This is a genomic window from Clostridium sp. 1001271st1 H5 (genome assembly GCF_005845215.1).
Lineage (GTDB): Bacteria > Bacillota > Clostridia > Lachnospirales > Lachnospiraceae > Enterocloster.
The window spans coordinates 109958-128499 of the sequence record NZ_SPHO01000014.1 but is presented as its reverse complement, the minus strand read 5'-3'; the positions used below and the strand labels follow the sequence as shown (position 1 = coordinate 128499).

Below are 18542 nucleotides of genomic sequence, written 5' to 3'. Positions count from 1 at the left end.
GGGAAAGGAGAAGGCCATGTTTACGACCCGGTTAATCAGCGGTATCATACTGGTGCTTCTGTCCATCGTCATTGTTGGGCAGGGAGGAATCCTGCTATTTGCCGTTACGGCCCTTATATCCGTCATTGGTTTATTTGAGCTTTACAGGGCTCTTGGCATGCAGCGGCGTTCCCTGGCTGTTGTGGGCTATGTGACTGCTTGCTCCTATTACGGGCTTTTATGGTTTGAGGGACAGCGTTATGTGACGCTTATGATTATCGCCTGTCTGATGGCGATGATGGCTCTTTACGTGCTTACCTTCCCTGAGTATAAGACAGAGGAAGTGACAGGCGCATTTTTCGGCGTATGCTATGTGCCCATTATGCTGTCATTTCTGTATCAAACCAGGGAAATGAACGACGGGGCATATCTGGTGTGGCTTATATTCTTAAGCTCCTGGGGTTGTGATACCTTTGCCTACTGTACAGGCATGCTTTTTGGCAGGCATAAGCTGGCGCCTGTCCTGAGCCCGAAGAAATCCATAGAAGGAGCAGTGGGAGGCGTGGCCGGCGCAGCCCTTCTGGGCCTTATTTACGCATCCCTTTTTGGGGGCAGCATGGCGGAGCTTGAGAATCCCCAGGCGGCCTGCGCCATTGCCTGCGCCATTTCGGCAGTTATTTCCCAGATAGGGGATTTGGCGGCTTCCGCCATTAAGAGAAACCACAGCATTAAGGACTACGGCCATCTGATTCCTGGCCACGGAGGCATCCTGGACCGGTTTGACAGTATGATATTCACGGCCCCTGCCATTTACTTTGCCCTCACATTTTTAAAATAAGGATGGGCTTTTTGAGTATTTCTTCAGGATAGGGAGAATATAAGTTATGATGAAGAGGATTGCAATCCTGGGTTCCACTGGTTCCATAGGCACCCAGACATTGGAAGTGGTAAGATACAATAAGGATATCCAGGTGACAGCCCTGGCTGCGGGCGGCAATGTAACACTTATGGAGGAACAGATTCGTGAGTTTAAGCCTAAGCTGGCCTGTCTCTGGGACCGGGAAAAGGCAGAGCAGCTGCGCACTGCGGTGGCTGACCTGGATGTAAAGGTTGCAAGCGGCATGGAAGGCCTGATGGAGGCTGCCACGGCAGAGGAAACAGACCTGGTGGTGACGGCTGTGGTGGGGATGATTGGAATCCGTCCCACTATTGCAGCCATGGAAGCGGGAAAGGACATTGCCCTGGCCAACAAGGAAACCCTGGTGACGGCCGGACATATCATCATGCCCCTGGCCGCGGAAAAGGGCGTTAAGCTGCTGCCCGTGGATTCAGAGCACTCAGCCATCTTCCAGTGTCTGCAGGGGGCGGCAGGCAATGCGCTGCACAAGATACTGCTCACTGCCTCCGGCGGTCCTTTCCGCGGATTTACCATGGACCAGCTGGCAAAGGTCAGGCTGGAGGATGCGCTGAAGCATCCCAACTGGTCCATGGGACATAAGATAACCATAGACTCCTCCACCATGGTCAACAAGGGACTGGAGGTCATGGAGGCCCACTGGCTCTTTGGGGTGGAAATGGACCAGGTCCAGGTGGTGGTACAGCCTGCCAGCGTCATCCATTCCATGGTCGAATTTGAAGACGGGGCTGTTATAGCCCAGTTAGGTACGCCGGACATGAAGCTGCCCATCCAGTACGCGCTCTATTATCCGGAACGGCGTTTCCTTCCGGGAGACCGGCTGGATTTCACAAAGCTTTCACAGATTGCTTTTGAGGTGCCGGATATGGATACCTTCCGCGGGCTTAAGCTGGCTTACGATGCGGGACGCAGGGGCGGCACCCTGCCCACGGTATTCAATGCAGCCAACGAGATGGCGGTTGCCATGTTCCTGGAACGGAAAATCAGTTACCTTACCATTGTGGATATGATTGAGGGAGCCATGGAGCACCACTGCGTGAAGCCTGCCCCGGATGTGGCACAAATTCTGGAGGCGGAACAGGAAACATACGATTATATAAAATCAAAATGGAATTAAGACAGAAAGGAGGCGCATGCCGCACGAAACCAGGGGCGGCAGTGCGCCGGATGGACAGGTGAGAGCCGGATGAGCTTGATTATTGCGATGCTGATGCTGGGAATCATTATCATGATTCACGAATTCGGCCATTTTTTGTTTGCAAAGTTAAATGGGATAGGGGTCATTGAATTTTCCCTTGGCATGGGGCCAAGGCTGTTCAGCTTTGAAAAAGGCGGCACCCGGTATTCCTTTAAGATACTGCCGTTTGGCGGCTCCTGCATGATGCTGGGGGAAGACGAGGGGGTAACAGACGAAAGTGCGTTTAATAACAAGTCCGTATGGGCCAGGATTTCCGTGGTGGCAGCCGGGCCTGTGTTTAATTTTATCCTGGCTTTCGGCCTTTCCATGGTGCTCATCGGCATCACTGGATTTGACACCACCCGCCTGGCAGGCGTAGTGGACGGATATCCGGCCCAGGCAGCCGGTATGGAGGCCGGAGATGTGATTAAATCCATTAACGGGAGAAATGTCCATTCTTACAGGGACATCAACTGGTATCTCTTTACCCATCCCCGGAAATCCCTTAAGGTTTCCTGGGAAAGGACAGGTGAGAGCGGAGGGACGGAGCGCTTCAGCACAGAGCTGGCTCCTGTTTTTTCAGCGGAGAACAACCAGTATATGATGGGTGTCCAGTTTGACCCGGTTCCCAATACAGTGGAGAACTTAGGACAGCTTCTGGTGCACAGCGCCTACGAGGTCCAGTACTGGATACACTATGTGTTCGACACCTTTTATATGATGTTCCACGGCATGGTATCGGTCAATGACATCAGCGGTCCCGTGGGTATCGTGAACGCCATTGACACAACGGTGGATGAGACCGCGCCCTATGGGCTGTCGGCCGTGGTGCTCATGCTGATTAACTTTACCATACTCTTAAGCGCCAACCTGGGTGTCATGAACCTGCTGCCTATTCCGGCCCTGGACGGGGGACGCCTTGTGTTCCTCATCATTGAGGCCGTAAGGGGAAAGCCCATAGACAAGGAAAAGGAGGGCATGGTCCACATGGCGGGAATGATGGTCCTTCTGGCCCTTATGGTGCTTATCATGTTTAACGATGTCCGGAAATTATTTTAAAGACATTGTTCCATATCAGAAAAGAGGGTATATATGACCAGGAAAGATACAAAAGTGATTAAGATTGGGGACCGGGTCATCGGCGGGGGAAACCCTGTCCTGATTCAGTCCATGTGCAATACAAAGACAGAGGATGTAAGGGCCACGGTGGAGCAGATTCACAGGCTGGAGCAGGCCGGCTGCGACATCATACGCGTAGCGGTTCCCACCATGGAAGCAGCGGCTGCCCTGTCTGACATCAAGAGGGAAATCCGTATTCCGCTGGTGGCGGACATCCACTTTGATTACCGTCTGGCCATTGCCGCCATGGAGAACGGAGCCGATAAAATCCGCATCAATCCCGGCAACATCGGCGACTGTCACAAGGTGCAGGCAGTGGTGGACCGGGCAAGGGAATACGGGGTGCCCATACGGGTGGGCGTCAACAGCGGCTCCCTGGAAAAACCGCTTCTGGAAAAATACGGGGGAGTTACGGCAGAAGGCATTGTGGAGAGCGCCCTGGACAAGGTGAGGCTTATTGAGGACATGGGATATGACAATCTGGTTATCAGCATCAAGTCCTCAGATGTGCTTATGTGCGTAAAGGCCCATGAGCTCATTGCCATGCAGACCAATTACCCCCTCCATGTGGGAATCACGGAGTCCGGCACTCTGATGTCCGGCAATATCAAGTCCTCTGTGGGACTTGGCATCATTCTTCATGAGGGTATCGGGGATACCATCCGTGTATCTCTGACAGGGGACCCGGTGGAGGAGATAAAGAGCGCCAAGCTGATTCTGCGCACCCTGGGACTGAGAAAAGGCGGCATTGAGGTGGTGTCCTGTCCCACCTGCGGCCGCACGCGGATTGACCTGATTGGTCTGGCAAACCAGGTGGAAAACATGGTGACAGAGTTTGACAGCCTGAATGTAAAGGTGGCTGTCATGGGCTGTGTTGTCAACGGGCCGGGCGAGGCCAGGGAGGCGGATATAGGCATTGCAGGCGGTGTGGGAGAGGGCCTGCTGATACGCAGGGGCGAAATCATACGCAAGGTGCCTGAGTCTGAGCTTCTGGCAGTGCTGCGGGAAGAACTGCAGTCCATGAGCCGGGAACGTGATGTATAGAAGGAAGACGGATATATGGCAAAGAATTTTCTGGAAGTATTTCCAACCCTCAATATAGCGGAATCATTAAAGGAGCTTTTAGGCCTGGTCCAGGTGGAGAAGGTGACCACCACCAGGGATAGAAGCTCTATCCGCATTTATCTGAAGAGCGCAAGACTGATACATAAACAGAACATATACGACCTGGAAAAGGGCATACGGGACCAGCTGTTCCCGGACAAGCAGGTGGCTATCAAGATTCAGGAAAAATACAGGCTGTCAGACCAGTACACGCCAAAGAAGCTGTTGGATGTGTATAAGGACAGCCTGCTTCTGGAACTTAAAAATTACAGCATCATCGAATATACCATGTTCCGCAAGGCTCAGATTACCTTTGAAAAAGAGGATATCATGGTTCTGACTGTGGAGGATACCATGGTGAACCGGGACAGGACAGGGGAACTGAAGCGTGTCCTGGAAAAGGTCTTTGCGGAGCGTTGCGGGCTGCCTGTGGAGGTGCGCTTTGCTTATGTGGAGCCTCAGGGCAGCGACCGCAGGAGACGGATTGAGCTTAAGATGGAGCGGGAGGCCCAGGCCATATACTGGCAGAACCACAAGGAAGAGCTGGAAGCAATGGACGCCTCCTTTTCCGCCCAGGGACTGGAGGGCCAGGAGCTGCTGGCGGGAAAGGACGGCAAGTCCGGTAAGGATTCCTATCTGGATGCGGGCCAGGGACCGGAGGGCGCTCCATGGGATGTGCTTATGGCCCAGGCTGCCTCCGGCGACGTGGGAGATGGAGCTGCACCAGGAGAAAATGGGGGACAGACAGGCGCTGCTGCCCAGCCCGGCAATGCGGGAAACGGAGGCCAGCCAGGCCAGGGCGGCGGCCAGAAGCAGGGCTTTAAGGGAGATAAGCCCCAGCTCAACAAGGGGCGCAAAGGCTGGGGAAGGGATAAGGACAATGGTTTCGGCGATGATAAGAAATATTCCGTCAAGCGTTCCAACAACCCGGATGTGCTCTATGGGCGGGACTTTGAGGACGAGCCCATGGAGATTGAGAAGATTGACGGGGAAATCGGCGAGGTAACCTTAAGAGGCAAGGTGCTGACCTGTGAGAACCGGGAGCTGCGAAGCGGCAAATTCATCCTTACCTTTGATGTGTCGGATTTTACGGATACCATCACAGTGAAGATGTTCATCCGCCCGGAGATATTTGACGAGGTGAAATCCGCCATCAAACCGGGCATGTTTATCAAGGTAAAGGGCGTTACCACCATTGATAAGTTTGACGGCGAGCTGACCCTTGGCTCTATCGTTGGGATTAAAAAGGCGGATGATTTTACCAGCAAGCGCATGGATTCCAGCCTGGAGAAGCGGGTGGAGCTGCACTGCCATACCAAGATGAGCGACATGGACGGCGTGTCCGAGGTAAAGAGCATCATAGGAAGGGCCAGGCAGTGGGGCATGCCTGCCGTGGCCGTTACGGACCATGGCTGTGTCCAGGCATTCCCGGACGCCAACCATGCCCTGGACAAGGGGGATACCTTTAAAATCCTCTACGGGGTGGAAGGGTACCTGGTGGACGACACCAAACAGCTGGTGGAGAATTCCAGGGGCCAGGGGTTTGAGGATACCTTTGTGGTCTTTGATATTGAGACAACCGGCTTCAGCCCCAAGAAGAATAAAATCATTGAGATTGGCGCCGTGAAGGTGACGGACGGCAGGATTACGGATAAATTCTCCACCTTTGTGAATCCCGATGTCCCCATTCCCTTCGACATAGAGAAGCTGACGGGCATCAACGATTCCATGGTGCTTCCATCCCCAAAAATTGATGTGGTTCTGCCGCAATTTCTGGAATTTGTGGGGGATGCAGTCCTTGTAGCCCACAATGCAAGCTTTGATGTGGGATTCATAGACCATTTTGCGGAGGAACTGGAGCTTCCTTTCAATCCCACGGTGCTGGATACGGTTGCCATTGCCAGGCTTCTTCTGCCCAACCTGAACCGTTTTAAGCTGGACACGGTTGCCAAGGCCCTGAACATTTCCCTGCAGAACCATCACAGGGCGGTGGATGATGCAGGCGCCACAGCGGAAATATTCGCCGCCTTTGTGAAGATGCTGCGGGACCGGGATGTAAATGACTTAAACCAGCTCAATGCCCTCAGCACCATGGACACGGATACCATACGCAAGCTCCCTACCCACCATGTTATCATTCTGGCTAAAAATGACATCGGGCGTGTGAACATGTACCGTCTGGTGAGCTGGTCCCATCTGGAATACTATGCCAGAAGGCCCAGGATTCCCAAGAGTCTGCTGGAGAAGTACAGGGAGGGACTGATTATCGGTTCAGCCTGTGAGGCCGGGGAATTGTACCAGGCCCTGCTCCGCGGCGCACCGGACACAGAGATTGCCCGGCTTGTGAATTTCTATGATTACCTGGAAATCCAGCCTCTGGGAAACAATGCATTCATGCTCCGGGACGAGAAGAGCACGGTGAAAACCCAGGAGGATTTGATAGATATCAATAAAAAGATAGTGGAACTGGGAATGCAGTTTAACAAGCTGGTCTGCGCCACCTGCGACGTTCATTTCCTGGACCCCCAGGACGAGGTATACCGCAGAATCATTATGGCCGGCCAGGGATTTAAGGATTCGGATGACCAGGCCCCCCTGTATCTCAGGACAACAGAGGAGATGCTGGAGGAATTTTCCTATCTGGGGCCGGATAAGGCCCATGAGGTGGTAGTTACCAACACCAGGAAGATTGCGGATATGTGCGAGCGGATTGCACCGGTGCGGCCGGACAAGTGTCCGCCTGTTATCGAGGATTCCGACAAGACGCTGACCAAGATATGTTATGACAGGGCCCATGAGATGTACGGGGAGGACCTGCCTAAAATCGTTGTGGACCGGCTGGAGCGGGAGCTTCATTCCATCATCACCAACGGATTTGCGGTTATGTATATCATTGCACAGAAGCTGGTGTGGAAGTCCAATGAGGACGGATATCTGGTGGGGTCCCGTGGCTCCGTAGGCTCCTCCTTTGTGGCCACTATGTCCGGTATCACGGAGGTAAATCCGCTGAGCCCCCATTACCACTGCCCCAAGTGCCGTTACTATGACTTTGATTCCGAAGAAGTGAAGCAGTTCTCCGGTATGGCCGGATGCGATATGCCGGATAAGGAATGCCCTGTGTGCAAAACACCTCTGGAAAAGGACGGGTTTGACATTCCGTTTGAGACCTTCCTGGGCTTTAAAGGAGACAAGGAGCCTGATATCGACCTTAACTTTTCAGGCGAGTACCAGAGTAAGGCCCACGACTATACGGAGGTTATCTTTGGAAAGGGCCAGACCTTCCGTGCGGGAACCATTGGCACCCTGGCGGATAAGACAGCCTTTGGCTATGTAAAGAAATATTATGAGGAAAGGGGAACCAGGAAGCGTAACTGTGAGATTAACCGCATTGTGCAGGGCTGTGTGGGGGTGCGGAGAACCACGGGACAGCACCCGGGAGGCATCATCGTGCTTCCGCTGGGGGAGGAAATCTATTCCTTTACCCCGGTACAGCACCCTGCCAACGATATGACCACCTCCACGGTCACCACCCATTTTGATTACCATTCCATTGACCACAACCTGCTGAAGCTGGACATACTGGGACACGATGACCCTACCATGATTCGTATGCTGCAGGACCTGATTGGCATTGACCCTGTAAAGGATATTCCCCTGGACAGCCGGGAGGTTATGAGCCTGTTCCAGGACACATCTGCCCTGGGAATCATGCCGGACGATATCGGGGGCTGTCCTCTGGGCGCCCTGGGCGTACCTGAGTTCGGTACGGATTTTGCCATGCAGATGCTTCTTGACACTAAGCCCAAGTACTTTTCCGACCTGGTGCGTATCGCCGGTCTGGCCCATGGTACGGATGTGTGGCTGGGCAATGCCCAGACCCTGATTCAGGAGGGAAAGGCCACCATTCAGACAGCCATCTGTACCCGGGATGACATCATGGTCTACCTGATTGCCCAGGGCCTGGAGCAGGGACTTTCCTTCACCATCATGGAGAGCGTGCGAAAGGGAAAGGGATTAAAGCCGGAGTGGGAGGAGGAGATGAAGGCCCACGGGGTTCCGGACTGGTATATCTGGTCCTGTAAGAAAATCAAGTACATGTTCCCCAAAGCCCATGCGGCTGCCTACGTTATGATGGCGTGGCGTATTGCTTACTGTAAAATATTCTATCCCCTGGCTTATTACGCTGCGTTCTTCAGTATCCGTGCCAGCGCATTTTCCTATGAAATCATGTGCCAGGGAAGGGATAAGCTGGAATACTATCTGGCGGATTATAAGAAGAGGGCGGACACCCTGTCCAAGAAGGAGCAGGATACCTTGAGGGATATGCGTATTGTCCAGGAAATGTATGCCAGGGGCTTTGAATTTACGCCCATTGATATTTACCGGGCAAAGGCAAGGCATTTCCAAATCATAGACGGCAAGCTGATGCCTTCCCTCAGCAGTATTGACGGACTGGGTGAGAAGGCGGCGGAGGCTGTGGTGGACGCGGTCAAGGACGGCGCCTTCCTGTCCATCGAGGATTTCAGCAACCGTTCCAAGGTAAACGGCACCCTCTGTTCCCTGATGTCGGACCTGGGACTGCTGAAGGACCTTCCAAAATCCAATCAGTTATCCCTGTTTGATTTATAGGCAGCCTCCGGCGTTCCCTATGACAAAGGACAGAGACAGGTTGATATTTGTGTAATATTATGGTAGTATATGAAAGAGTCCTTAGGATTAAGGGCTCTTTTATTGAGTCCGGCTGTCCGAAACAGTCCGGTAACTCATGTCATATTACGAAACGGGGGATATATAGATGGAACGCGAAAAGTTCTCGTCCAGGCTGGGCTTCATCCTTATAAGCGCAGGATGCGCCATTGGTCTGGGCAATGTGTGGCGGTTCCCTTATATTGTAGGCGAATACGGAGGGGCCGCTTTTGTGCTGGTATACCTGGTATTCCTGCTGATACTGGGACTTCCCATCGTAGTCATGGAATTTGCAGTTGGAAGGGCCAGCCGCAAGAGCGCAGCCCTGTCCTTTGACCTGTTGGAGCCGGAGGGCAGCAAGTGGCATCTGACCAAGTATATTGCCATGGCAGGCAACTACATCCTTATGATGTTCTACACCACGGTGGGCGGATGGATGATGCTCTATTTCTTCAAGACCCTTAAGGGGGACTTCGGCGGTATGGATTCAGAGGCAGTGGCCGGTGAATTCGGAAACATGCTGGCCAATCCAGGGCTCATGGGCGGCTTCATGGTGGTGGTTGTCCTCATGTGCTTTGGAGTCTGCGCCATGGGCCTTCAGAAGGGCGTGGAGCGCATTACAAAGGTCATGATGGTGTGTCTGCTGGTGCTTCTGGTGGTTCTGGCCATTCACTCCATGGTTCTGCCGGGAGGCGGTCCCGGACTGGAGTTTTACCTGAAGCCTGATTTTGGCAAGATGGTGGAGGCGGGCATCGGAGAAGCCGTGTTTGCCGCGTTGGGACAATCCTTTTTTACGCTGAGCATCGGTATCGGAGCGCTGGCCATCTTCGGCAGCTATATCGGCAAGGAGAGGACTCTGACAGGGGAAGCTATCAGCGTCACCCTGCTGGACACCCTGGTGGCCTTCATGGCGGGACTTATCATATTTCCGGCCTGCTTTGCCTATAACATTGAGTCCAAAGCAGGGCCGTCCCTGATTTTCATTACCCTGCCCAATGTATTTAACCACATGGCAGGCGGCAGAATCTGGGGAACGCTGTTTTTCCTGTTCATGTCCTTTGCTGCCTTTTCCACTATCATTGCAGTGTTCCAGAACATCATTTCCTTTGCAACGGATTTGACGGGGTGCACCATTAAGAAGGCGGTTCTCTGCAACATAGCAGCCGTCATTATCCTGTCTGTTCCGTGTGTGCTGGGCTTTAACCTGTGGAGCGGCTTTGCTCCCCTGGGGGAGGGAAGCACGGTTCTGGATTTGGAGGATTTTATCCTCAGCAACAACCTGCTGCCCATCGGCAGCATGCTTTATCTGCTGTTCTGCACCAGCCGTTACGGGTGGGGCTTTAAGAAATTCATGGCAGAGGCCAATGAAGGGGAGGGCATTCCTTTTCCTGCATGGGCCAGGGTTTATGTGAGCTATATCCTTCCATTGATTGTGCTCGGCATATTTATACAGGGATATGCTTCCAAGTTTATGGGGAATTAGGTGTGATTTTTAACGGATAAAAGATAAAATCGGAATTGATGCGCAGGGCTGCCCCTGGGGATTCGCTGTAAATGGAATCCCCGGGGGCTGTTTTTGTGCGGTGGAATTTTAGCCGGACAGGAAACAAAATGTAAAATCAGCTTGACATTTTATGTAAAGTATACTATACTAAAAATGTAAAGGAAACCATACTTTTGATATGCGGCCGGCTGCACGGAAAGAGAAACAGGCTATACAAAAACCCAGCAGGCAATATTAAAAGGCCGGAGCAGACAATACAAAACCGGAAAGGAATCCTATGTAAAAATACAAAGCGGAAAGGGTGGTGTGATTGAAGACCAGGATACAGGAACTGAGAAAACAGAACAAGGTCACCCAGGAGGAACTGGCATCTGCCCTGGGAGTGACCAGGCAGACCATAATATCCCTTGAGAACGGGAAGTATAATGCTTCCCTGCAGCTGGCTTTTAAGATTTCAAGATTTTTCGGAAAAAGCATTGAGGATATATTTTTATTTGAAGAGGAGGAGTGAATATGTGGCTGAACCAGTTATTTATTGAAAACCCCATTGATTTTGAGAAGAGATGCAGGAACAGGATTGTATTTGGAATATGCTTTATCCTGTTGGGCGCAGCGGCCATAGGGCTGTCCTTTGCAGTCAGGAACCGTGCCATGGTGATGTATCTGGAGCAGGGATACCGGGAATTCATGCCGGGATTTTACGGCGGGACCGGCTTTGGCCTGGCTGCAGCCGGTACGGCATCCATTATCCGCAACCTGCAGTATCTGAGAAACCCGGAGCTTAAAGAAAAACGCAGGATATATGAGACGGATGAGAGGAACCGTATGCTGGGTCTGCGGTGCTGGGCCTACACAGGATATACCATGATGTTCATGCTCTATATAGGCGTCCTGGTAAGCGGGTTTATCAGTATGACAGTTGCAAAGACGCTGATATTTGTGGCTGCACTGTTTGCAGTACTGTTATTGGTGTTCAGACGGCTTTTGGAGAAGGCCATGTAAGGGCATTGTTTTTCTCTATTGCATCTGGTTTTGTATTATTAAAAACAATGGGACACAGGACGCAGAGGATTTATTCCGGGGAGGCTTCTTCTGTTCGGAAGCAGTTGTCTGTACCATCCGCAGCAATTATGCGCTGTGCTGCCGTATTCTCACAAAGGAATTTGATATGGGCGCAGGAGAGCATAAGGAACAGTGCATCCGCTTCACGGGCCTGGTGGCAGGCAAGGTGGCTGAGATGATTATACGGGAAAAGGGACTTACGAATATTGACGAATAGGAGCGTACGCAGATGATAAAAAGAATACCTCTTCCGGCCACAGGCGTCATGCTGGGCATGGCGGCCCTGGGAAATCTGCTCCAGTCCTATTCCGAGGGAGTCCGCCTTTTGTGTGGGGCAGTATCCCTGGTTCTGGGGCTTCTGATTGTGGCTAAAAACATATTATACCCCGGCCAGTTTGCCGAGGACATGAAGAATCCCATCATGGCCAGTGTTTCAGGAACCTTAGTCATATACATTGCAGTGCTAATAAAGACACCGGCATATCTGAAGATGAAATTTTATCCCAGTTATGCAGCATTCACATTTCCATTTGTCATCACAGCCATTGGCCTTAAGATGGCCATGGCCTGTCTTGGCAATATGGGGCATCCGGCGCCAGCTTTGGCATATGCCGTTGCTGCGGAAACCATCATAGCAGCTCTCCTCACCCTCTATGCGCTGGCGAGGTATTGCATGGCAGTGACGGCGCCCAAGAAATGACAGGCATCTGCCTGTTTTTTTTGGAAAATCAATAAGAATCAGCAAAAATAGTAAAGATTTTCATTCCTGGGCATACTACCTATTGACAATGTGCAGTTAGTGCTCTATAATTGCAATATACCCAGGTGGGGTATAGGAAAGGAGTGAAACATATGACTACGCAACAATATCACATAGACGGAATGTCCTGTGCGGCATGCAGCAGCGCGGTGGAGCGCGTTACGAGAAAGTTAACCGGTGTGGAGAGCAGTAATGTGAACCTGACTACCAACCGGATGGTGATTACCTATGATGAAGGACAGGTAACGCCTGAGATGATTTGCGAGAAGGTATCCAAGGCAGGCTTTTCTGCCAGCCTGATTGTGGAGGAAGAACAGAACAAGCAAAAGGAAGAGGAGGAATGGCAGCAGCAGGAGGAACAGCTGGCAGCCGTAAAGCGCAGGGTGATTACCGCTGTCTGCTTTGCAGTGCCCCTGCTCTACATCTCCATGGGACATATGCTGCCTTTTACCCTGCCCTTACCCGCGTTTATGGAGATGGATAAGAATCCGCTTAATTTTGCCCTGGCCCAGCTTATACTGACTGTGCCGGTCCTGATTTGCGGACGCAGGTTCTATCTGGTGGGAATCCGTTCCCTGCTTAAGGGCAATCCCAACATGGATTCCCTGGTGGCCATTGGTACGGGAAGCGCATTTATCTACAGCCTTGTGATGACCATAGGTATTCCGGGGGACCACATGAAGGCCCATCAGCTGTACTATGAATCAGCAGCCGTTGTAGTTACCCTGGTAATGCTGGGCAAGTTCATGGAGAGCCGCAGCAAGGGCAAGACCTCCGAGGCCATCCGCAAGCTTATGGAGCTGGCGCCGGACACAGCCATTCTCTATGAGAACGGTACGGAGCGGGAAGTGGAGACATCCACAGTGGCTGTCGGGCAGCATATTCTGATTAAACCGGGCAGCCGTATACCCCTGGATGGTATACTTGTACAGGGAAACAGCAGCGTGGACGAGTCCATGCTGACCGGGGAGAGCATCCCGGTGGAAAAACAGACAGGGGACAGTGTGATTGGCGGAAGCATGAACTACAACGGGGCCATGGAGGTGGAAGTGACCCATGTGGGAAGCGATACCACCCTGTCAAAAATCATTAAAATGATTGAGGATGCCCAGGGCAAGAAAGCGCCTATTTCCAAACTGGCGGATAAGGTGGCCGGATATTTTGTTCCCGCTGTCATGGGAATCGCCCTGGCAGCAGCGCTGCTGTGGTGGGTTTTTGGAGGAAAGGAGCTTTCCTTTGTACTGACCATATTTGTGGCGGTCCTGGTCATTGCCTGCCCCTGTGCCCTGGGGCTTGCCACTCCCACGGCTATCATGGTGGGAACCGGGGTCGGAGCCGGACACGGTATCCTGATTAAGAGCGGCGAGGCCCTGGAGATTTGCCATAAGGTGGACGCTGTCATACTGGATAAGACAGGGACCATTACAGAGGGAAAACCCAGGGTGACGGATGTGAATGTAATCAGCGCTGCTGTGGTGGAGCAGGTGTGGAAGCTGGAATCTTCCTCTGTGCCCGGCTCTGTGCCGCCTGCCGCGGATGAGAACCAGGAGGGAATAGCCGCAAAGGACAGCACCAAGGAAGCAAAGGCCTCCGGCGATGAGAACAAGGAACATCTTTTAGGAATCGCGGCCTCCTGTGAGCAGATGTCGGAACATCCCCTGGGCCAGGCCATTGTACAGGCGGCCAGGGAGAAGCAGATGGACCTGGTGATGCCCGAGGCCTTTGAGAGCATTACCGGAGCAGGCATCATCACAACATGGAAGGGATGGAAGGTGGCGGTGGGCAACCGGCGTCTTCTGGACCACCTGCATGTGCCGGTATCCCAGGATACGGAAAAGAGAGCTTCAGAGTACGCCAATACAGGAAAGACCCCTATGTATGTGGTGATTGACGGACGGCTGGCCGGCATTGTGTGCGTGGCTGATACCATCAAGGAAACCAGCGTGGAGGCAGTGGAAAAGATAAAGAGCCTGGGCGTGGCTGTGTACATGGTTACAGGCGATAATGAGAGAACAGCCCGGTACATCGGAAAGCTGGCCCATGTGGACCAGGTGGTGGCTGAGGTGCTTCCGGAAGACAAGGCCCAGGTTGTAAACCGGTTGCAGAATGAAGGAAAAACAGTTATGATGGTAGGTGACGGCATCAACGATGCGCCGGCGCTGGTACAGGCGGATGTGGGCTGCGCCATTGGAAACGGCAGCGATATCGCCCTGGAGTCCGGGGATGTGGTGCTGATGAAGTCGGATTTGATGGATGTTTACAGGGCAATTAAACTGAGCAAGGCAACCATCCGCAATATCAAGCAGAACCTGTTCTGGGCATTTTTCTACAATTCATTGGGCATTCCGGTGGCAGCCGGTGTGCTGTACCTGCTGGGCGGTCCTCTTTTAAGCCCCATGCTGGGAGGATTTGCCATGTCCTTAAGCTCGGTGTGCGTGGTGGGAAATGCCCTGAGGCTCAGGAATCTGAAGCTGTAGGGTATGTCTTAACATGCCCGGGATAACAGGAAGGCAGAAGGAGAGGAATACATGAATCAGGAAGAAGGCTGCGGCTGCCGCCATAAACACAGGGAAGTTTCGGAAGAACGCGGGCTTATGAACCGGCTGAACCGGATAGAGGGACAGATAAGAGGCATTAAATCCATGGTGGAGGATGAGCGCTACTGCGTGGATATCATCACCCAGGTTGCCGCTGTCCAGGCCGCTCTCAACAGCTTTAACAAGGTGCTGCTGGAGCGCCATATCAAGACCTGCGTGGTGGATGACATACTTAAGGGCGACAGCGACGCAACGGTGGAGGAGCTTTGCAGAACCCTGCAGAAAATGATGAAATAACAGGAAACCTGAGATAAAGGAAACAGAAGATACATGCAGTTTAATTCATATTTATTTTTATTGTTGTTCCTTCCGGCTGTGCTGGCCGGCTACTTCGGATTGTGCCGGATGAAGCGCTATACCTGGGCCAGAGGATTTCTGGCCGCCATGTCCCTGGTATTTTTCGCATACGGGAATCCATGGTATCTGGGACTTCTGGTGGGCAGCGCAGTGTTTAACTGGGCTGTCTCCAGGATGCTGGTGCGTGACGGAAGCAGGGGGACAGATACAGGGCATGGCGGAGCGGACAGCGGCCCGGGCCGCGGACAGGGCCGGAAGCTGCTGCTGATATCCGGCATCTTCGCCAACCTGGCCCTTTTGTTTTATTTTAAATACATGAATTTCTTTATAGAAAACCTGAATGCATTTTTGGGAAAGGACATTGCCTTTACAAGGCTTCTCCTTCCGGTGGGAATCAGTTTCTTTACCTTTCAGCAGATTGCATGGCTGGTGGATTCCTTCCGCATGGAGACAGAGGGATATGGGTTTTGGGATTATTTCCTGTTTACCGTGTATTTTCCCAAGATTGCCATGGGGCCGATTCTCCTGCACGGGGAATTTATTCCCCAGCTCAGGGAACCGTGCCGCCGGAAGGCGGATTCCGGTCATCTGGCCGAGGGGCTGATGATACTGGCAGTGGGGCTGTTTAAAAAGGTTATCCTGGCAGAGTTTTTTGCGGGACCGGTAAACTGGGGATTTGCCCAGGTGGAGATACTCAGTTCCACGGATGCGTTCCTGGTTATGACGGCCTATACCTTCCAGCTGTATTTTGATTTCAGCGGCTACTGCGATATGGCTATGGGAATTTCGAGGATGTTTAACCTGGAACTGCCCCTTAATTTTAATTCGCCCTACAAGGCGCTGTCTCCCGTGGAATTCTGGAAGCGCTGGCACATGACACTGACCCGTTTTCTCAGGAAGTATATCTATTTTCCCATGGGAGGAAGCAGGAAGGGACCTATGCGCACCTGCATAAATATCATGGTGGTGTTCCTGGTAAGCGGTTTCTGGCATGGAGCTGCCTGGACCTTCATTCTCTGGGGAGCCCTTCACGGAGCTGCCCAGGCCCTTAACCGGATGTTAAAACAGCAGTGGGAGAATCTTCACACGGCGTTTCAGTGGATGGCCACCTTTCTGTTTGTAAACCTGACCTGGGTTATATTCAGGTCAGAAAGCATAGCCCAGGCAAAGCTGTTTTTTAAACGGCTGCTGGATTTTGGAAACATGCAGATTAACCCATCCTTCATGGACAGTTTTAAGATGGCGGAGCTGCCTCTATGGCTGACAGAGCACCGGGTATTTACCGTGCTGGGACTGTATGGAGCCGTGTTCTGTCTGGTGATGAATGCCAGGAATATGGGAGAGACCGAGCTTCGCCCCACCCTTCTCAGGGGGGCGGGAACAGCGGTTCTTTTGGTGTGGTCGGTTCTGTCACTGGCAGGGATATCCAGCTTTATTTATTTTCAATTTTAAACAGGTTTGCGGCTTACAGACAGTAAGGCATAATATACAGCTACAGGAGAGATAGGATTGGAGACACAAAAGCAGAGGAAAGGGACAGAAGATAACAGCTATGGCAGATGGCTTCGGTTTACCTTGGGAACCGTACTGGCCATGCTGGTTTTAATTGGGGGAATGGTGGTTTATGTGGACCCCTTTTTCCATTATCATAAGCCCCTTGGGCATCTGGCATATCCCATTGACAGCGAGCGGTACCAGAATGACGGAATCAGCCGCAATTTTACATATGATGCAGTGCTCACAGGAACATCCATGATGGAGAATTTTAAGGCCAGCCGCTTTGACAGTCTTTTCGGCGTAACATCCATCAAAATACCTTATGCAGGGGGATACTATAAGGAGGTGGACCAGGCTGTCAGACGGGCCATTGCCTACCAGCCCCGGATTAGAGTGGTGTGCAGGAGCCTGGACAGGAGTTTCCTGTTTTATCCCAAGGATGAGTGGAATCCGGCAGCCCCTTCTCCCGCTTATCTGCTGGATGGAAACCCATTTAATGATGTGAACTATATTTTCAATAAAGAAGTGATATTCGGTACCATTCCGGGCGTTTTTGCCAGGACAAGGGCGGGGGAGCAGACCACCACCTTTGACGAATACATGCACTGGGCGCCGGAACGGGACTGGGGCAGGGAGGCTGTCTTAAAGACATACGAGCGGGAGCCCCGGAGGGAGGAAACAGCCCTCTTTACCGAAGAGGACCGCCGGATGGTCATGGAGAATCTGGAGCAGAATGTGCTGGCCACGGCAAGGGCTAATCCCCAGGTCACCTTTTATTACTTCATTCCGCCCTACAGCATCAGCTGGTGGGACAGTGAACTGATGGTAAAGGGGGAGTTTGAACGTCAGATGGAGGGATACCGGCTCATGGCCTCCATGCTCCTGGAATGCAGCAATATCCGGCTCTTTGCTTTTGACGACCAGTTTGACATTACCTGCAATCTGGACCATTACATGGACGTGATTCACTACTCGGAGGACATAGGGGACCGGCTTCTGGAATGGATGGCGGCTGGCGAGCACAGGCTGACCAGGGAAAATGTGGATGGGTATTTTGATAGAATCACGGATTTTTACGCAAACTATGATTATGACAGCATTTATGAATGAGGGAAGAATAAGCGAAAACCGCCAGGGTCTTTTGCAGATGCAGCGATGACAGTGAAACAGGATGGCGCCCCGGAGCAGGAATCAGGGAAGGCCTGTTAATAAAAATAGTAAAGGAGAATGAATATGAAGACGTATAAGTGTGAGGAAATGATGTGCGAGGGCTGTGTAAACCGGATTAAGAAGGGGCTGGACGGAGCCGGCATTAAGAATACCGTGGATTTATCTGTCAAGACAGTGACTGTTGACGGAGACACGGACGCTGAAGCCAGGGCTGTGGAGATTTTAGATGACCTTGGATTTACAGCCGTGGAAGTGTAGTACTGAGCCTGCAGCCAGGGGTTACAGAAATTATCAAAGTTATTTTAAAAATTTTGACAATTTATAGTTGACTTTCTGGAATAAATGTATTATACTACCAAAGGTATCGAGGCGTGGCTCAGTTTGGTAGAGCGCTGCGTTCGGGACGCAGAGGCCGCGTGTTCGAATCACGTCGCCTCGATTTACCTTAAGGCCTGATGGTCAAGCGGCTAAGACGACGCCCTCTCACGGCGTAAACCCGGGTTCGATTCCCGGTCAGGTCATGATGGCAAGGCTGTTGCTTAGGCAGCAGCCTTGTTGCATCAAAGGAATGGCAATTGCTGTTCGGATGCCACTGTAGCGCAGTTGGTAGCGCAACGCATTCGTAATGCGTGGGTCGCCGGTTCAAGTCCGGCCAGTGGCTTGATAAAAAAGTA

At 52.2% G+C, this 18542-nt stretch carries 14 protein-coding genes and 3 tRNA genes; all 17 read left to right on the top strand.

What is annotated here, in order from left to right:
* Nucleotides 1-16 precede the first annotated feature (16 nt).
* The 17 genes from FGS84_RS20445 to FGS84_RS20360 all read left to right on the top strand — a co-directional run bounded on the left by FGS84_RS20445 (nt 17) and on the right by FGS84_RS20360 (nt 18529).
* Entirely contained in the window at nt 17-817 is an 801-nt protein-coding gene (locus FGS84_RS20445) for a phosphatidate cytidylyltransferase (RefSeq protein WP_138310229.1), read from the top strand.
* Between the two features lie 49 nt (nt 818-866).
* Nucleotides 867-2012 (top strand): 1-deoxy-D-xylulose-5-phosphate reductoisomerase, encoded by a 1146-nt coding sequence (gene dxr / locus FGS84_RS20440; protein WP_347563860.1) that lies wholly within the window; start codon nt 867-869, stop codon nt 2010-2012.
* 69 nt (nt 2013-2081) lie between these two features.
* Nucleotides 2082-3131 carry an RIP metalloprotease RseP gene (rseP, locus tag FGS84_RS20435; RefSeq protein WP_138310227.1) on the top strand — a complete coding sequence of 350 codons (1050 nt, stop codon included), beginning with the start codon at nt 2082-2084 and terminating at the stop codon, nt 3129-3131.
* Between the two features lie 33 nt (nt 3132-3164).
* Nucleotides 3165-4235, top strand: a complete 1071-nt coding sequence (ispG, locus tag FGS84_RS20430) for a flavodoxin-dependent (E)-4-hydroxy-3-methylbut-2-enyl-diphosphate synthase (RefSeq protein WP_138310226.1) — start codon at nt 3165-3167, stop codon at nt 4233-4235.
* A gap of 15 nt (nt 4236-4250) precedes the next feature.
* On the top strand, nt 4251-8924 hold the full coding sequence (locus FGS84_RS20425; protein ID WP_138310225.1) for a PolC-type DNA polymerase III: 4674 nt from the start codon (nt 4251-4253) through the stop codon (nt 8922-8924).
* 166 nt (nt 8925-9090) lie between these two features.
* On the top strand, nt 9091-10464 hold the full coding sequence (locus FGS84_RS20420; RefSeq protein ID WP_138310224.1) for a sodium-dependent transporter: 1374 nt from the start codon (nt 9091-9093) through the stop codon (nt 10462-10464).
* 331 nt (nt 10465-10795) lie between these two features.
* Entirely contained in the window at nt 10796-10996 is a 201-nt protein-coding gene (locus tag FGS84_RS20415) for a helix-turn-helix transcriptional regulator (RefSeq protein WP_138310223.1), read from the top strand.
* Nucleotides 10997-10998: 2 nt separating this feature from the next.
* A complete protein-coding gene (locus FGS84_RS20410) occupies nt 10999-11487 on the top strand; it encodes a hypothetical protein (protein ID WP_138310222.1) in 489 nt (162 codons plus the stop codon).
* 289 nt (nt 11488-11776) lie between these two features.
* Complete coding sequence (locus FGS84_RS20400; protein ID WP_138310221.1) at nt 11777-12247, top strand: hypothetical protein; 471 nt, start codon at nt 11777-11779, stop codon at nt 12245-12247.
* A 152-nt stretch (nt 12248-12399) separates the two neighbouring features.
* Nucleotides 12400-14784 carry an HAD-IC family P-type ATPase gene (locus tag FGS84_RS20395; protein WP_138310220.1) on the top strand — a complete coding sequence of 795 codons (2385 nt, stop codon included), beginning with the start codon at nt 12400-12402 and terminating at the stop codon, nt 14782-14784.
* A gap of 51 nt (nt 14785-14835) precedes the next feature.
* The gene (locus tag FGS84_RS20390; protein ID WP_138310219.1) at nt 14836-15141 is read left to right on the top strand and encodes a metal-sensing transcriptional repressor; all 306 of its coding nucleotides are present in this window, start codon (nt 14836-14838) and stop codon (nt 15139-15141) included.
* 33 nt (nt 15142-15174) lie between these two features.
* Complete coding sequence (locus FGS84_RS20385; RefSeq protein ID WP_138310218.1) at nt 15175-16653, top strand: MBOAT family O-acyltransferase; 1479 nt, start codon at nt 15175-15177, stop codon at nt 16651-16653.
* A 57-nt stretch (nt 16654-16710) separates the two neighbouring features.
* Nucleotides 16711-17808 (top strand): hypothetical protein, encoded by a 1098-nt coding sequence (locus FGS84_RS20380; protein ID WP_138310217.1) that lies wholly within the window; start codon nt 16711-16713, stop codon nt 17806-17808.
* A gap of 123 nt (nt 17809-17931) precedes the next feature.
* Nucleotides 17932-18126, top strand: a complete 195-nt coding sequence (locus tag FGS84_RS20375) for a heavy metal-associated domain-containing protein (protein ID WP_138310216.1) — start codon at nt 17932-17934, stop codon at nt 18124-18126.
* Nucleotides 18127-18233: 107 nt separating this feature from the next.
* Nucleotides 18234-18307 (top strand) — tRNA-Pro (locus FGS84_RS20370).
* Between the two features lie 10 nt (nt 18308-18317).
* Nucleotides 18318-18389: transfer RNA gene (locus FGS84_RS20365), tRNA-Glu, on the top strand.
* Between the two features lie 67 nt (nt 18390-18456).
* A tRNA-Thr gene (locus tag FGS84_RS20360) sits at nt 18457-18529 on the top strand.
* Nucleotides 18530-18542 lie beyond the last annotated feature (13 nt).

Excerpts from the sequence above, each read along its gene's own strand:
- FGS84_RS20445 (WP_138310229.1), top strand. The coding sequence starts at position 17 with ATGTTTACGACCCGGTTAATCAGCGGTATCATACTGGTGCTTCTGTCC.
- dxr (WP_347563860.1), top strand. The coding sequence starts at position 867 with ATGAAGAGGATTGCAATCCTGGGTTCCACTGGTTCCATAGGCACCCAG.
- rseP (WP_138310227.1), top strand. The coding sequence starts at position 2,082 with ATGAGCTTGATTATTGCGATGCTGATGCTGGGAATCATTATCATGATT.
- ispG (WP_138310226.1), top strand. The coding sequence starts at position 3,165 with ATGACCAGGAAAGATACAAAAGTGATTAAGATTGGGGACCGGGTCATC.
- FGS84_RS20425 (WP_138310225.1), top strand. The coding sequence starts at position 4,251 with ATGGCAAAGAATTTTCTGGAAGTATTTCCAACCCTCAATATAGCGGAA.
- FGS84_RS20420 (WP_138310224.1), top strand. The coding sequence starts at position 9,091 with ATGGAACGCGAAAAGTTCTCGTCCAGGCTGGGCTTCATCCTTATAAGC.
- FGS84_RS20410 (WP_138310222.1), top strand. The coding sequence starts at position 10,999 with ATGTGGCTGAACCAGTTATTTATTGAAAACCCCATTGATTTTGAGAAG.
- FGS84_RS20400 (WP_138310221.1), top strand. The coding sequence starts at position 11,777 with ATGATAAAAAGAATACCTCTTCCGGCCACAGGCGTCATGCTGGGCATG.
- FGS84_RS20395 (WP_138310220.1), top strand. The coding sequence starts at position 12,400 with ATGACTACGCAACAATATCACATAGACGGAATGTCCTGTGCGGCATGC.
- FGS84_RS20390 (WP_138310219.1), top strand. The coding sequence starts at position 14,836 with ATGAATCAGGAAGAAGGCTGCGGCTGCCGCCATAAACACAGGGAAGTT.
- FGS84_RS20385 (WP_138310218.1), top strand. The coding sequence starts at position 15,175 with ATGCAGTTTAATTCATATTTATTTTTATTGTTGTTCCTTCCGGCTGTG.
- FGS84_RS20375 (WP_138310216.1), top strand. The coding sequence starts at position 17,932 with ATGAAGACGTATAAGTGTGAGGAAATGATGTGCGAGGGCTGTGTAAAC.